Raw genomic sequence first — 14,423 nt, forward strand, 5'->3', positions numbered from 1 at the left:
GAGGGATAACGATCAGGGAGATACGCCATGCCGTCGTCCTCGCGAGGTGAGGGCTCCGCGCGCGCATCCATCGGCGCGCGGTTCATCAATTCCCGCCTGCTCAATTCGCCCTGGGTGCGGCCGCTGGCGCTGCTGGCGCTGATCGTCGTCGGCTGGGACCTGACGGTGCGGCTGTTCCACATACCCGCCTATCTGATCCCGACGCCGTGGGACGTGATCCAGGCGTTCCGCACCGAGGGCGACAAGCTCCTGATGGAGGCGGTGCCGACCACCATCGCCACCGTGGCGGGCTTCCTGCTCTCGGCGGCGATCGGTATCCCGCTCGCCATGCTGATCGCCGGCTCGAAGACGGTGGAATCCTATCTCTATCCGCTGCTCGTCTTCTCGCAGTCGATCCCCAAGGTCGCCATCGCGCCGCTCTTCGTGGTGTGGTTCGGCTTCGGCATGATGCCGAAGGTGATCGCCGCCTTCCTGCTCGGCGTGTTCCCTGTCATCGTCGCCGGCGTGCAGGGCTTCAAGTCGGTCGAGGGCGACATGCACGACCTCGCCCGCGCCATGAAGGCGACGCGGCTGCAGACCTTCGCCATGATCGGCCTGCCGCATGCCATGCCGGCCATCTTCGCCGGGCTGAAGGTCTCGGTGACGCTCGCCGTGGTCGGCGCGGTGGTCGGCGAGTTCGTCGGCGCCAATTCCGGCATCGGCTATGTGCTGCAGCGTTCCATCGGCAATTTCGAGCTGCCGACCATGTTCGCGGCGCTCATCATCCTCGCGATGATCGGCGTGATCCTGTTCTGGATCGTCGATCTCGTCGAGCGCTTCATGGTGCCCTGGCATGCGAGCCAGCGGCACGAGGTCCTCGTGACCACCTGACGCCCCGTGCTCCGTGCGGGCGCGTCCCGCACGCGAAAAATTCCACACGCGACTGATCCGAAACCTGCTCCGCAAGCTGATGGGGACCAAGCCTTCGCAGAAGGGCGCCCCGTTCCGCGACACATCCAAGGGAGGACGTGCACATGGTGTTTCGTAACAGCCTGAAGGCCGCGCTCATCGCCGCGGCGGCGCTTGTCCCGCTCGCCTCGGCGCAGGCGGCCGACAAGGTGACGCTGATGCTGAACTGGTACGTGTATGGCGAGCACGCGCCGTTCTTCTACGGCAAGGCGAAGGGCTTCTACCAGGCCGAGGGCATCGACCTCGACATCCAGGAGGGCCGCGGCTCGGCGGTGACCATCCAGGCGGCCGCCGCCGGTACGGTGGACTTCGCCTATGCCGACGTGCCGACCATGATCCGCGCCGCGGTGAAGGGCGCGCCGGTCACCGCGGTCGGCGTCGCGCTGCAGACCAGCCCGATGTCGGTGATGGGCTTCGCCGACAAGAACATCGCCAAGCCGGAAGACATCAAGGGCAAGACGGTCGCCACCACGCCGGGCGATTCCATGTCGCAGATCTGGCCGCTGTTCCTCAAGCGCGCCGGGCTGAAGGAGAGCGACTTCCGCACCGTCTCCGGCGACGCCACCACCAAGCTCAACGCGGTGATCAACGGCCAGGCCGACCTGCTGCTCGGCTACTCCATGGACCAGTCCATGAAGATCAAGGACGCCACCGGCAAGGACGTCCACCCGATCATGTTCGCCGATTACGGCATCCACCTCGTCTCGTCCGGCATCATCGTCAACAAGGAGTTCCTGGCGAAGAACCCGGATCTGGTCCGCCGCTTCATGGCGGCGACGACCAAGAGCTTCGAGGAGGCCGAGAAGAACCCCGAGGGTGCGGTCGATGCCGTGCTGGCCGCGCTGCCCAAGGCCGGCCAGCGGCCGACGCTGCTGGAGGGCTTCCAGCTCACCATCCCGCTCTACCGTACCTCGGAGACCAAGAACCGCCGGCCGTTCCAGGTCACCGACGCCAACATGAAGGATTCGGTCGAACTGCTGGTCGAGTATGGCGGCGTCGCCGCTTCGGCCAAGGACGACCCCAAGGCCTTCTACACCCGCGACTATCTCCCCGCCGATCCGAGCAACTGAGGAGCACGGGCATGTCGTCGACGTCCCTGCGCATCGTTCGCGAGGAAGCCCGGCAAGAGGCTTCCGTGCGCCAGCGCCTCATCGAAATCCGCGGCCTGTCCAAGACCTACCGGACCCGCGACGGCGACGTGCCCTCCCTGCGGCCGATCGACCTCGACATCCACGACGGCGAGTTCGTCGCCGTCGTGGGCCCCTCCGGCTGCGGCAAGTCCACCCTGCTCAAGCTGGTGGCCGGCCTGATCCCGCCCTCCAAAGGTGAGATCGTCATCGACGGCAAGCGCGTCGTCGAGCCGCCGGACGATGTCGGCATCGTGTTCCAGAGCCCGGTGCTGCTCGCCTGGCGCTCGGTGCTGCGCAACATCATGCTCCCCGTCGAGGTGCGCGGGCTCGACCGCGCCAGCCATCTCGAACGGGCGAAGAAGCTGATCGCCACGGCGGGGTTGTCGGGGTTCGAGAACAAATATCCCTGGCAGCTCTCCGGCGGCATGCAGCAGCGCGCCTCGATCTGCCGGGCTCTCGTTCATGATCCGAAGATCGTCCTGATGGACGAGCCGTTCGGCGCGCTCGACGCCATGACCCGCGAGCGCATGAACCTCGAATTGCAGCGCATCCATTTCGAGACCGGCAAGACCATCCTGCTCATCACCCATTCCATCCCCGAGGCGGTGTTCCTCGCCGACCGGGTGGTGGTGATGAGCGAGCGGCCCGGCTCGGTCGCCGCCATCTACGACGTCGACCTGCCGCGCCCGCGCCGGCTGGAGATGATGGGCGACGCCGCCTTCGCCGCGCTGGCGCGGCAGATACGCGGCCATTTCTACGCCCAGGGTCAATTGGACTGAAACGGCCAGCTGGACTGAACCGATGGCGCCTCGCTTCACCATAGATCGCATCGATGCCTATGAGCGGATGATGCCCTTTGCCCATCCGTTCCGCTTCGGCGCGGTGGCGGTGGAGGCGGCGCCGCAGGCCTTTGCGCGCGTGACGATCGATCTGCCCGGCAGCGGGCGGGTCGAGGGCGTGGCGGCCGAGATGATGATGCCGAAATGGTTCGACAAGGACCCGGCCAAGTCGCCGGCCCGGACCATCGACGACCTGCGCGCCAGCCTCAAAGCCGCCGCCGAGGCCTTCACAGGGCACGGCGACGCCGACACCGCCTTCGGCCACCATGCGATGGCGCTGGCCCGTCAGGGCCGGTGGGCGGATGAGCGCGGCATCGCCCGCCTCGCCGGCAATTTCGGCGTGGCGCTGGTCGACAAGGCGGTGCTGGACGCGCTCTTGAAGGGCCTCGGCGTCGGCCTCGCGGACGCGCTGCGCGGCAACGTTCCCGGCCTCGACGCCCGGCTGACGCCGGACCTCGATGCCGCCGAGATCGAGGATTTCCTCGCCGCCCTCGCGCCGGTGGATCAGGTCGCGCTGCGCCATACCGTCGGGCTCGCCGATGCCATCGAGGGCCCGGACAGCCTTGCCGAGACGATCGCCGCTTCGCCGCTCGCCTTCTTCAAGATCAAGATCGGCGGCGACGTCATCGGCGATCTCGAACGGCTGCGCGCCATCGCCGCGCTGCTGGACGCGCGGGTCCCGGCCTATCGCGCCAGCCTCGATGCCAACGAGCAATATGACCCGGCGCGCCTTGCTTTGCTCGCCGCGACGCTGCGCGACGACCCGGCGCTGGCACAGTTCCATAGCCGGCTTATCTATATCGAGCAGCCCTTCGACCGCCGCACCACCTTCCAGACGCCGCTCGACGCCGCCGCCATCGGCGTGCCCGTCATCATCGACGAGGCCGACGACAGCTACGACGCCTTCCCGCGCGCGGTGGCGCGCGGCTATCGCGGCGTGTCGTCGAAGTGCTGCAAGGGCCTCTACAAGGCGGTGCTCAACGCCGTCCGCGTCGCCCGGCTGAAGGCGAGGGGCGGTGGGGGCTACCTCATCACCGGCGAGGATCTCACCTGTCAGGCCGGCCTCGGCGTGCAGCAGGACACCGCGCTGGTCGCCGCGCTCGGGCTGACCCATGTCGAGCGCAACGGCCATCACTATGTCGCCGGCTTCGGGCCGGCGCCGGATCATGAGGCGCAGGCCTTCGCCCGCGCTTTCCCCGAGCTTTACGAGGCCGGGCCGGACGGCCTGCGCCTCGCCACATGCACCGCAACCCTGCCCGCTGCCCGGCTGCTCGCCGGGCCGGGCTTCGCCAGCGGCGCCGCGCCCGATTGGGACGCGCTGGCGCCTCTCACCCCGACATCCGCCTCACAGGAGATTTTCGCATGAGCGCGCACGCCAAACGCCTCGGTATCGTCATGAACGGCATCACTGGCCGCATGGGCATGAACCAGCACCTCATCCGCTCGGTGGTGGCGATCCGCGCGCAGGGCGGCGTGACCCTCTCCGACGGCTCGAAGGTGCAGCTCGACCCGATCCTCGTCGGCCGCAACGCCGAGAAGATCGAGGCGCTGGCCAAGCAATACGGCATCGAGCGCTGGACCACCGACCTCGACGCCGCGCTGGCCGATCCGCAGAACGAGATTTTCTTCGACGCTGCCACCACCCAGATGCGCCCGGCGCTGCTGGAGAAGGCGATCCGCGCCGGCAAGCACGTCTATTGCGAGAAGCCGATCGCCACCAACCTCCCGGAGGCGGTGCGCATCTGCAAGCTGGCCGAGGAGGCCGGGGTGAAGAACGGCGCGGTGCAGGACAAACTGTTCCTGCCCGGCCTGCAGAAGCTGCAATTCCTGCGCGACTCGGGCTTCTTCGGCCGCATCCTCTCGGTGCGCGGCGAGTTCGGCTACTGGGTGTTCGAGGGCGACTGGGGCCAGCCGGCGCAGCGCCCCTCGTGGAACTACCGTACGCAGGATGGCGGCGGCATGATCCTCGACATGGTCTGCCACTGGCGCTACGTGCTCGACAATTGCTTCGGCGAGGTGAAGTCGGTGTCCTGCCTCGGCACCACCCACATCCCGAGCCGCGTCGACGAGAAGGGCAAGGCCTATGAGGCCACCGCCGACGACGCCGCCTATGCCACCTTCGAGCTGGAAGGCGGCGCCATCGCCCATATCAACATGTCCTGGGCGACCCGCGTCTATCGCGACGACCTCGTCACCTTCCAGGTCGACGGCACCCATGGCTCGGCGGTGGCCGGGCTGTCGGACTGCGTGATGCAGCCGCGCACCGCCACGCCGCGCCCGGTGTGGAACCCCGACCAGAAGCAGACCATGGACTTCTATGCCGACTGGCAGAAGGTCCCGGACAACGTCGTCTACGACAACGGCTTCAAGGTGCAGTGGGAGATGTTCGTCCGCCACATCGTGGAGGACGCGCCCTACAAATACACGCTGCGCGAGGGCGCCAAGGGCGTGCAGCTGGTCGAATGCGCGCTGCAGAGCTGGCGCGAGCGCCGCTGGATCGACGTGCCCAGCCTGGAAGAGTCCGAGCACGCCGTGCTCCGGGCCGCCGAGTGAGCGGGCAGGGGATCACACGATGAACTCCATCGACCGCACGCTCACCGCCCTCTCCATCACACTGCCGCTCGCCGGCGGCGGGGTGGAGAGCTTCCGCCTGTCAGTGCCGCGCGATTTCCCCGATCGCCCGGCCGGCCCGATGAACCGCGTCGCCTTCTCGGCCGGCCATGTGGTGGCCGACCCGCTCGCCGATGTCGATCCGTGGCTGACGGCGGCGGTGGACTGGGATCGCACCATCGCCTTCCGCGAGCATCTGTGGGACCTCGGCCTCGGCGTCGCCGAAGCCATGGATACCGCCCAGCGCGGCATGGGGCTGGACTGGCCGACCTCGCTGGAGCTGATCCGCCGCTCGGTCGAGGCCTCCAGGGCGCGCACCGAGCCCAGCCTCGTCTCCTCCGGCGCCGGCACCGACCATCTCGCGCCGGAAAACGCCAAAAGCCTCGACGACGTCATCCGCGCCTATGAGGAGCAGGTCGCCGCGGTGGAAGGCGTCGGCGGGCGCATCATCCTGATGGCCTCGCGGGCGCTGGCCAAGGTCGCGACCTCGCCGGACGACTACATCCGCGTCTACGATCGCATCCTGTCGCAGGTGGCCGAGCCGGTGATCATCCACTGGCTGGGCGACATGTTCGATCCGGCGCTGGCCGGTTATTGGGGCAACCCTGATCCCGACCGCGCCATGGACACGGCGGTCGCGGTCATCAACGCCCATGCCGCCAAGGTCGACGGCGTGAAGATCTCGCTGCTCGACAAGGACAAGGAGATCGCCATGCGCCGGCGCCTAGCGCCCGGCGTACGCATGTATACCGGCGACGACTTCAACTATGCCGAACTGATCGCCGGCGATGAGCACGGCCATTCCGACGCGCTGCTCGGCATCTTCGACGCCATCGCCCCGGCGGCCTCGGCGGCGCTGGTCGCCCTGGCGGCCGGCGACCGCGCGACCTTCGACGATATATTGGAGCCGACCGTGCCGCTGTCGCGGCACATCTTCAAGGCGCCGACCCGCTTCTACAAGACCGGCGTGGTGTTCATGGCCTATCTCGCCGGCCATCAGGACCATTTCACCATGGTCGGCGGGCAGGAGAGCACCCGCTCGACCCTGCACCTCGCCGAGCTGTTCCGCCTCGCCGACCGCGCCGGCCTGCTGGCCGACCCGGATCTGGCCGCGGCCCGCATGCGGGCCGTCCTCGCGGTGCGCGGCGTGGAGGCGTGAGGGATCAGCCATGGGCCAGCACACTTCCCCCACCGCCACCGCTCCGGTGCTGCGCGATTTCTCCGCCGATCACCGGCATCTCTCGATCAATACCGCGACGGTGCGCCGGCAGGGCGACCTGCTCGCCATCATCGAGGCCTGCGCCCGCGCCGAGATTCCCGCCATCTCGCCCTGGCGCGACCAGGTGGCGAGCGTCGGGCTCGACCGCGCGGTGCGGGCGGTGCGCGACACCGGGCTGAAGCTGTCCGGCTATTGCCGGGGCGGCATGTTCCCCGCCGACCCGGCCCGCCTGCCCGAGGTGCAGGACGACAACCGCCGCGCTGTCGACGAGGCGGCCGCCCTTGGCGCGCCCTGCCTGGTGCTGGTGGTGGGCGGCCTGCCGCAATTCTCCCGCCCCGGTTCGGCACCGTCGAAAGACATCGGCGGCGCCCGCGCCATGGTGGAGGACGGCATCGGCGCGCTCATGGACTATGCCGCCAAGGCCGGCATGAAGCTCGCCATCGAGCCGCTGCACCCGATGTACGCCGCCGACCGCGCCTGCGTGAACACCACCGGGCAGGCGCTCGATATCTGCGACCGGCTCGATCCGTCCCGCACCGGCCGGCTCGGGGTGGCGCTCGACCTGTTCCATGTCTGGTGGGACCCGGAGCTTTCCGCCCAGATCGTCCGCTGCGGCCGTGACCGGCTGCTCGCCTATCATGTCTGCGACTGGCTGGTGCCGATGGCCGACATGCTGAACGACCGCGGCATGATGGGAGACGGCGTCATCGATCTGAAGGGCATCCGCGCTCAGGTGGAGGCGGTCGGCTATGCCGGCTTCAGCGAGGTGGAGATCTTCTCCGAGCGCTGGTGGGGCCTGCCGATGGACGAGGTGCTGTCCACCTGTATCGCCCGTCATCGCGCCGTCGTATAGGAAGGCCGGAGACCTTCCGGGCGGGAAAACGGGAGGCGGGGACGTGAACGAGATGGCAGTCGGGAGCAAGCTTCGCCCCGCCGGGGACGGGACGGCGGACGCGCCGCGCGAGGTGCGCGCGCGCGATCCCGAGCGCACCCGCGCCAGCATCCTCGCCGCCGCGACGGTGGAGTTCTCCGCCCGTGGTTTCGCCGGCGCCGGCATCGATGCCATCGCCTCGCGCTCCGGCGCCAACCGGCGGATGATCTACCACTATTTCGGCTCCAAGCGCGGCCTGTGGCTGGCGGTGCTGGAAGCCGCCTATGAGCGCGCCCGCATGTCCGAGGTGGCGCTGCATCTCGACGAGCTGGCGCCGGAGGCGGCGATGCGGGCGCTGGTGACCTTCACCTTCGATTCCTTCATCGGCGACCGCACCTTCATCAACCTGCTGAACAGCGAGAACCTGCATCAGGCGCGGCACCTGAAGGAATCCGCGCGGGTGAAGGGGCTGCATTCGCCGCTGATCGGCCTCTTGCAGGGCATCCTCGATCGCGGCATCGCCGCCGGGGTGTTCCGCGCCGGGGTCGATCCGGCGCAGCTGTGGATCTCCATCGCCGGCCTGTCCTATTTCTACTTCTCCAACCAGTTCACCCTGTCGGTGATTCTCGACCGCAATCTGCAGAGCAAGGCCGAGCTCGACGAGCGCCGCGCCCATGTCGCCGACCTCATCGTCCACTCGCTGCTGGCCTGATCACGCAAATCGCGCCGGAATCGGCCGCATCGGCCACCTCACCGGCCTGAGACACCGCCGCCAACGCGGCCTCTGGCGGGGCGCGCGCGAAGCCGGTATTGTCAGCCCTATATTATCTGGAATGTATGGGTTCTGTCGGAGGCATGCGCATGGCGAAGAGCGGGGCGATCCTGCCGTGGCTGCGGCGCTTCTCCGAGGCGGCGGGGCCGCGTTATCTCCAGATCGTGGCGATGATCGAGGAAGCGGTGCGTGCCGGCGGGCTGCGGCCGGGCGAGCGGCTGCCGCCGCAGCGCGATCTCGCCGCGCGCCTCGGCGTCGACCTCACCACGGTGACGCGCGCCTATAATGAGGCGCGCCACCGCGGCCTGGTCGATGCCGTCACCGGGCGCGGCTCCTTCGTTGCCGCCCGGCCGGAGGCGTCCGCCTTCCTGCTCGACCTGTCGATGAACATCCCGCCGCCGCCCAAGGGCGTGCGGCTCGCCGACAAGCTGCAGGACGGCCTGTCGGAGGTGCTGCGCCGCTCCGATGTCGATCTGCTGATGAGCTATCACGTCGGCGCCGGTTCGCTGGCCGACCGCTCGGCCGGCTGCCTGTGGCTGCAACCGCTGCTCGGCGGCGTCGATCCGCAGCGGCTGATCGTGGCCCCCGGCGCCCAGTCGGCGCTGGCGGCATTGCTCGGCCTGCTGGCGCGGCCAGGCGAGGCGGTGGTGGCGGATCGGCTCACCTATCCCGGCCTGCGCACGGCGGCGCGGCAGCAGGGCCTGCGGTTGCAGGGGGTGGACGGCGATGCCGAAGGCATGCTGCCCGACGCGCTGGAGGCGGCGCTGGCCTCCAGCGGTGCCCGGCTGCTCTATCTCACGCCGACCATCCACAACCCGACTGCCGTCACCCTCTCGCCCGACCGCCGGGAGGCGATCGCCCGCATCGCGCGGCAGCGTGGCGTCGAGATCATCGAGGACGATCCCTATGGCCGTCTCGCCGGGGATGCGCCGCCGCCGCTCGCCGCGCTGGCGCCGGAGCGGACCTATTACGTCGCCACCCTGTCGAAGACGCTGACGCCGGGCCTGCGCACCGCCTTCGTGGTGGCGCCGTCGGCGCGGCAGTGCGAGGCACTGGTGACGGCGCTGCGGGGGCTGATCCTTATGCCGTCGCCGCTGATGACGGCTCTGGCGGTGCACTGGATCCGTCTCGGCGTGGCGGAGGAACTGCTCGGCGGCATCCGCCGCGAGGCGGCGGAGCGTCAGCGTGCGGCGGCGGAGATCCTGCCGGTACCGGGGCGGGCGCATCCTCATGGTTTGCATGTCTGGCTGCCGCTGCCGCCGCACTGGGATCGCCATCGCCTCATCGAGGCGGCGCGGCAGGAGGGGCTGGGCGTCACGCCGTCGGATGCCTTCTGCATCGAGGGACCGGCGCCCGACGCGGTGCGGTTGTCGCTGGGCGGCATCCCGGATCGGGCGCGGCTGCTGGCGGCGCTGCGCACCCTCGCCGGCATCCTGGCGGACCGGCACGTCGCCGATCCGATGATCGTCTAGGGCATTCTCGAGCGAAGCGGGTGCCGGCCCGCGTGAAGAAAATGCGTTTCGACAAAGGCTTAAAGAAATACCGGTGAACTGGAACTCCCCGGGAGAGCTCTAGGGCGAAGTGTCGAGGCGAGCGCGGCTCAAGCCGCCGTCTTGGTTGCCGGTTGGGTGTCCTGCGGCCGCACCAGACGACCTTCCTCCGCCTTGTAGAAGTACTGCGCCGCGACCAGCCAGCCTTTCAGCGGGCGCAGCGGCGGAATGCAGGTGAGCAGGATCAGCGGCAGGCTGGTGGCGAGATGCACCCACCAGGCCGGCTGATAGGCGATCTCAAGCCACAGGCCGAAGATCACCGCCGGCACGCACAGGAACATCATCACGAAGAAGGCCGGCCCGTCGGCGGGATCGGCATAGGAATAGTCGAGCCCACAGACCTCGCAGCGCGGCTTCAGCTTCAGGAAGCCCTCGAACATGTGCCCCTGGCCGCAGCGCGGACACAGGCCACGCACGCCGGTCCTGTACGGCGACAGAGGCGGCCACTGCACGTTGGACATGGGATTGTGAGGCATGACGCTCTCCTTCCGGCGTTGAACACCAGATAAGACCGCATGCGTACAATGTCAATATTGCATGTATCTAAGCTCTGCCGGCGAATCCCGCCGCGAAGGTCTCGGCGATGGCGAGGATCGCCGCATGCACCGGGCCGGAGGTGATCGAAGGAATCACTGACGCATCAACGACATGGAGCCCCTCGAACCCCCGCAGCTTCAGCTCCGCGTCCACCACGCTCTCCGCATCCTTCCCCATGCGGCAGGTGCCGACCGGGTGGTGGTGGGTGATGACCGCGCGGGAGAGGAAATCGTCGATCTCCGCCTGGCTGCGGACGTTGATGCCCGGAAATATTTCCGTGTCTCTCCAATCGCTTAGCGCGTCGCTATGGCCGATCTCGCGCGCGAGTTCGAGCGCCCGCCGGGCGAGGCGGCGATCATGTTCGGTGGAGAGATAGGCAGGATCGATGCGCGGCGGCGCGTCGAGGTCGGGTCCGGTGACGGTGAGGCGGCCGCGGCTGGTCGGGTGGGTGACGCCGGAGAGGATGGTGTAGGCCGAGCCATAGGCCGGTGCGGCGAAGCTTTCCGAAACGCTGGGCGCCGCTACGCAGCCGAGCACCACGTCGGGCGGCCCGTCCGGCCGCGTCGGGTCTTCGGCATTGAGATACATGAGAGATTCGGAATGTTGCAGCCGCGACGGCGGTACCTCGCGGCGGGCGCGATAGACATTTCCGGCGGTCAGCAAATGGTCGTGCAGATTGCCGCCGACCTCCTTGCGGTCGGCGACGCAGGCGATGCCGGCGGCCTTCAGCTCCTCCGCCGGTCCGATCCCCGAACGCATCAGCAGCAGTGGAGAGGCGACGGTGCCGGCGCACAGGCAGATTCGTTCGGCGAAAAGCGGCTGCATCCGCCCGTCGATCTCGGCGAGCACCCCGGTCACCCGGTCGCCGTCGACGATCAGCCGGTGCACCCGGACGCCGGTCAGCAGTTCGAGATTGGGTCGATCGAGGACCGGCGTAAGATAGGCATCGGCGGCGCTGACCCGCTTGCCGTCGCGTATGGTGAGCGAGTTGGGCGCGACGCCGTTGAGCGGGCCGGCATTGTGGTCGCCGATGGCCGGCACGCCGCGCGCGAGGCCCGCCGCCATATAGGCGCGCACCACCGGGCTCACCTCCTCGCCGGGGAGGTAGACGGTGAGTGGCCCGTCGCCACCATGGGCCGCGCTTGCGCCGCCGGAAAAGCTCTCGCTGCGGCGGAAAGCCGGCAGCAGACCCTCATGGGACCAGCATGCATCGCCGGTCGCCTCCGCCCAGGCGGCGAAATCCGCCGCATGGCCGCGCACATGCGCCATGGCGTGCAGGCAGCTCGATCCGCCGACGATGCGCCCGCGCGGCCAGGGATGTACCCGTCCGGCGGTACCGGCCTGCGGCACGGTGCGATAGGCCCAGTCATAGGGACGGCCCTGAAGGCTCGGCCATTTCTGCGGAATGGCGATGTCGGGATCGCTCGGTGTCTCGCCGGCTTCGACGAGGCCGACCCTGAGGTCGGGGTTTTCCGACAGCCGGGCGGCGAGAACGCTGCCGGCCGAGCCGGCGCCGATGATCAGCACATCGAAGGACTTCATCGCATCATCTCCGCGAGGCATCAGGCAAGGGAAGGGTGGCTCCGCCGGCGAAGGCCGCGGAGGGGCAGGTGTCGGTCGGTGAGAATTGAGAGGGCTAGGGCAGTCCGCCGGGAGCAAGCCGTCCCATGATCTTCTGCTGCAGGGTGGCGAGGTGCTGCCACATGCCGCGCTCCGCCGCCTCGGGATCGCGGGCGGCGATGGCTTCGGCGATCTGCCGGTGCTCGGCGTCGCGCAGCTTCACGCGCTCGGGCAGCAGCGTGGCGTCGCTGTCGGTGAAGCGCAGCCGGCCGTCGCTGGCCACCCGGTGCAGCAGCACATAAAGCTCGGAGGCGAGGGCGTTGCGCGCGCCCGCCGCGATCGCCTTGTGGAACACCATGTCGGCGCCGATCGGGTCGGCATCCGGGTCGGTGGTCGCCGCGCGCAGGATACGGTCGATCTCCACCGGGCTGGCGCGCAGCGCCGCGAGCCGCGCCAGCGCCGGCTCCAGCATCAGGCGCAGCTCCATCACCTCCAGCGGGTTGGTGGAGTTGATCAAACTGCGGCTGCTGTCGAGGCCGGAAGAGGTCGAGGCGCGGCGGCCAGCGCGGGCCGGCTCGAGCTCGCCGCGGGCGCGCAGCACGCCGAGTGCCCGGCGCAGCGTGTGGCGCTTGACATTGAGCTCCTCGGCGACGGCGCGTTCCGGCGGCATGCTGCCGGTGCGGGCGATGATGCCGCGGATCGAATCCACCAGTTCCTCGATCCCGCCCGGCTCGCGGCCTTCCGCGCCGGAGCGGCTCTGGGCTCCGGACGGCCTGCGCGTCTTGCGCCCGGTCTTGTCCGCTATCGCGTCCATCGAGGTTACATCCGTTCTCGTGTGGGGGCCGCCGGCCGCGCATCGATCCGCTGATGGCGCGGCGATTGCCGATCCCGCCACCAAATGTACGAGCGGGACCGCCCAGTTACAATATTGGTTGCCATCTGGTCGAGACCAAAACGTGCTGTCGCGGCAATCCTCCGTTGCGGGGCACTTGCTTCCCTATTGGAAGAGGCCCCCTGAAAAGCCCGAAAAACGTTGCGGAAATGCCGCCCGGTCGATCCTCCAGGCCCATGCGCAATCGCAGTTGCCCCGGAACGCGGCTGGTGCCAATGTTGAACCATTGTAGCGAATTCGGTCGAATTTTGGTTGGGCATCGTCTCCGCCGAACGACCGGATCGCCCGCGACCCCGCCAACGATCCAGAGCGAAGCCATGCGTTACGCCCCGTCCGATCTGCCGGTATTCACCTTGACCACCGGTCCCGTCGACGCCTACCCCGCCGTGCTGCGCGGCCTCGCCGCCACCGTGCTCTACGACTACGATCCCGCTTTCCAGGCGACGTATCAGCGGGTTGCCGAGAAGCTCGCCACCGTGGTGAAGGCCGAGACCATGCCGGTCGTCCTGCAGGGCGAGCCGGTGCTCGGGCTGGAGGCGGCGGCCGCCTCGCTGCTCGGGCGCGGCGACGTGCTGCTCAACCTGGTGTCCGGCGTCTACTCCAAGGGCTTCGCGGGCTGGGCGGCCCGCTCGGGGGCCGAGATCGTCGAGCTGGCGGTACCTTATGACCGCGTCATCGATCCCGCCGAGGTCGCCCGCGTGCTCGCCGAGCGCCCGGACATCACCGTCGTCGCGGCCTGCCACCACGATACACCGTCCGGCACCGTCAATCCGGTGGCCGAGATCGGCGCCGTCGTGCGGCGCCATGGCGCGCTGTTCCTGGTCGATGCAGTGTCGTCCTTCGGCGGCATGGCGGTCGATGCCGAATCGGCCGCCATCGACCTCCTCGTGACCGGCCCGAACAAGTGCCTCGGCTGCCCGCCCGGGCTGACCATTCTCGGCGTGTCCAACGGTGCCTGGGCGAAGATGAAGGCCAATCCGCAGGCGCCGCGCGCGTCCATCCTGTCGATCCTCGACTGGGAGGAGGCCTGGCGCGCCGACCGGCCGTTCCCCTTCACCCCCTCGGTGGCGGAGATCAACGGGCTGGAGGCGGCAATCGACCTCTATCTCGCCGAAGGGCCGGAAAAGGTCTGGGCGCGCCATGCGCTCACCGCCCGCGCCTGCCGGGCCGGCATCGCCGCCATGGGGCTTCAGATCTGGCCAGCGGCGGAAGGTTTCGCCTCGCCGACCTGCACCGCGGTGAAGACGCCGGACGGTATCGACGAGCCGCAGCTCAGGGCGGAGATCCGCGCCCGCTACGGCGTCGTCCTGTCTTCCGGACGCGGCGAGACGCTCGGCAAGCTGACCCGCATCGGCCATATGGGCCCGACCGCGCAGCCGCTGCATGCCGTCGTCGCGCTGACCGCGTTCGGCGGTGCGCTGAATGCCCTCGGCCACAAGGTGGATGTCGGGGCCGGCGTCGCGGCGGCGCTGGCCGCTATCGACGCCGGCTGAGC

The 14,423-nt window shown here is 69.1% G+C and carries 13 protein-coding genes; 10 read left to right on the forward strand and 3 right to left on the reverse strand.

The genetic code is table 11. The features are described from left to right. The first annotated feature begins 27 nt into the window (after nucleotides 1-27). The 9 genes from KHC28_RS12080 (at nucleotide 28) to KHC28_RS12120 (ending at nucleotide 9,861) form a co-directional block, all read left to right on the forward strand. Entirely contained in the window at nucleotides 28-870 is an 843-nt protein-coding gene (locus KHC28_RS12080) for an ABC transporter permease (RefSeq protein WP_214008603.1), read from the forward strand. A 143-nt stretch (nucleotides 871-1,013) separates the two neighbouring features. Beyond that, nucleotides 1,014-2,018 (forward strand): ABC transporter substrate-binding protein, encoded by a 1,005-nt coding sequence (locus KHC28_RS12085; RefSeq protein ID WP_214008604.1) that lies wholly within the window; start codon nucleotides 1,014-1,016, stop codon nucleotides 2,016-2,018. 11 nt (nucleotides 2,019-2,029) lie between these two features. After that, nucleotides 2,030-2,857, forward strand: coding sequence for an ABC transporter ATP-binding protein (locus KHC28_RS12090; protein WP_214008605.1), 828 nt, complete (start codon nucleotides 2,030-2,032; stop codon nucleotides 2,855-2,857). Nucleotides 2,858-2,879: 22 nt separating this feature from the next. After that, nucleotides 2,880-4,283: an enolase-like domain-containing protein gene (locus KHC28_RS12095; RefSeq protein ID WP_214008606.1), complete on the forward strand. Its 1,404-nt coding sequence runs from the start codon at nucleotides 2,880-2,882 to the stop codon at nucleotides 4,281-4,283. Continuing rightward, nucleotides 4,280-5,470 carry a Gfo/Idh/MocA family protein gene (locus KHC28_RS12100; RefSeq protein WP_214008607.1) on the forward strand — a complete coding sequence of 397 codons (1,191 nt, stop codon included), beginning with the start codon at nucleotides 4,280-4,282 and terminating at the stop codon, nucleotides 5,468-5,470. The genes KHC28_RS12095 and KHC28_RS12100 overlap by 4 nt, the downstream gene beginning before the upstream one ends. Before the next feature lie 19 nt (nucleotides 5,471-5,489). Next, on the forward strand, nucleotides 5,490-6,686 hold the full coding sequence (locus KHC28_RS12105) for a dihydrodipicolinate synthase family protein (RefSeq protein WP_214008608.1): 1,197 nt from the start codon (nucleotides 5,490-5,492) through the stop codon (nucleotides 6,684-6,686). Between the two features lie 49 nt (nucleotides 6,687-6,735). After that, on the forward strand, nucleotides 6,736-7,599 hold the full coding sequence (locus tag KHC28_RS12110; RefSeq protein ID WP_214009020.1) for a sugar phosphate isomerase/epimerase family protein: 864 nt from the start codon (nucleotides 6,736-6,738) through the stop codon (nucleotides 7,597-7,599). A 52-nt stretch (nucleotides 7,600-7,651) separates the two neighbouring features. Beyond that, complete coding sequence (locus KHC28_RS12115; RefSeq protein ID WP_214009021.1) at nucleotides 7,652-8,329, forward strand: TetR/AcrR family transcriptional regulator; 678 nt, start codon at nucleotides 7,652-7,654, stop codon at nucleotides 8,327-8,329. 149 nt (nucleotides 8,330-8,478) lie between these two features. Beyond that, nucleotides 8,479-9,861, forward strand: a complete 1,383-nt coding sequence (locus KHC28_RS12120) for an aminotransferase-like domain-containing protein (RefSeq protein ID WP_214008609.1) — start codon at nucleotides 8,479-8,481, stop codon at nucleotides 9,859-9,861. Nucleotides 9,862-9,989: 128 nt separating this feature from the next. Here KHC28_RS12120 and KHC28_RS12125 read toward each other — a convergent pair whose 3' ends face one another. From KHC28_RS12125 to KHC28_RS12135, 3 genes are all read right to left on the reverse strand, one after another. Continuing rightward, complete coding sequence (locus tag KHC28_RS12125) at nucleotides 9,990-10,400, reverse strand: DUF983 domain-containing protein (protein ID WP_214009022.1); 411 nt, start codon at nucleotides 10,398-10,400, stop codon at nucleotides 9,990-9,992. Nucleotides 10,401-10,482: 82 nt separating this feature from the next. Next, the gene (locus tag KHC28_RS12130; protein ID WP_246564709.1) at nucleotides 10,483-12,018 is read right to left on the reverse strand and encodes a GMC family oxidoreductase; all 1,536 of its coding nucleotides are present in this window, start codon (nucleotides 12,016-12,018) and stop codon (nucleotides 10,483-10,485) included. Between the two features lie 94 nt (nucleotides 12,019-12,112). Then, nucleotides 12,113-12,850, reverse strand: coding sequence for a FadR/GntR family transcriptional regulator (locus tag KHC28_RS12135; RefSeq protein WP_214008611.1), 738 nt, complete (start codon nucleotides 12,848-12,850; stop codon nucleotides 12,113-12,115). A gap of 395 nt (nucleotides 12,851-13,245) precedes the next feature. Between KHC28_RS12135 and ppaT the strand changes: the two genes are divergently transcribed. Then, nucleotides 13,246-14,421 (forward strand): pyridoxamine--pyruvate transaminase, encoded by a 1,176-nt coding sequence (ppaT, locus tag KHC28_RS12140; RefSeq protein WP_214008612.1) that lies wholly within the window; start codon nucleotides 13,246-13,248, stop codon nucleotides 14,419-14,421. Nucleotides 14,422-14,423: the final 2 nt, after the last annotated feature.

The organism is Ancylobacter sonchi (genome assembly GCF_018390695.1).
Taxonomy (GTDB): Bacteria; Pseudomonadota; Alphaproteobacteria; order Rhizobiales; family Xanthobacteraceae; genus Ancylobacter; species Ancylobacter sonchi.

Excerpts from the sequence above, each read along its gene's own strand:
- KHC28_RS12100 (WP_214008607.1), top strand. The coding sequence starts at position 4,280 with ATGAGCGCGCACGCCAAACGCCTCGGTATCGTCATGAACGGCATCACT.
- KHC28_RS12090 (WP_214008605.1), top strand. The coding sequence starts at position 2,030 with ATGTCGTCGACGTCCCTGCGCATCGTTCGCGAGGAAGCCCGGCAAGAG.
- KHC28_RS12115 (WP_214009021.1), top strand. The coding sequence starts at position 7,652 with ATGGCAGTCGGGAGCAAGCTTCGCCCCGCCGGGGACGGGACGGCGGAC.
- KHC28_RS12125 (WP_214009022.1), bottom strand. The coding sequence starts at position 10,400 with ATGTCCAACGTGCAGTGGCCGCCTCTGTCGCCGTACAGGACCGGCGTG.
- ppaT (WP_214008612.1), top strand. The coding sequence starts at position 13,246 with ATGCGTTACGCCCCGTCCGATCTGCCGGTATTCACCTTGACCACCGGT.
- KHC28_RS12105 (WP_214008608.1), top strand. The coding sequence starts at position 5,490 with ATGAACTCCATCGACCGCACGCTCACCGCCCTCTCCATCACACTGCCG.
- KHC28_RS12135 (WP_214008611.1), bottom strand. The coding sequence starts at position 12,850 with ATGGACGCGATAGCGGACAAGACCGGGCGCAAGACGCGCAGGCCGTCC.
- KHC28_RS12085 (WP_214008604.1), top strand. The coding sequence starts at position 1,014 with ATGGTGTTTCGTAACAGCCTGAAGGCCGCGCTCATCGCCGCGGCGGCG.
- KHC28_RS12095 (WP_214008606.1), top strand. The coding sequence starts at position 2,880 with ATGGCGCCTCGCTTCACCATAGATCGCATCGATGCCTATGAGCGGATG.
- KHC28_RS12120 (WP_214008609.1), top strand. The coding sequence starts at position 8,479 with ATGGCGAAGAGCGGGGCGATCCTGCCGTGGCTGCGGCGCTTCTCCGAG.
- KHC28_RS12130 (WP_246564709.1), bottom strand. The coding sequence starts at position 12,018 with ATGAAGTCCTTCGATGTGCTGATCATCGGCGCCGGCTCGGCCGGCAGC.
- KHC28_RS12080 (WP_214008603.1), top strand. The coding sequence starts at position 28 with ATGCCGTCGTCCTCGCGAGGTGAGGGCTCCGCGCGCGCATCCATCGGC.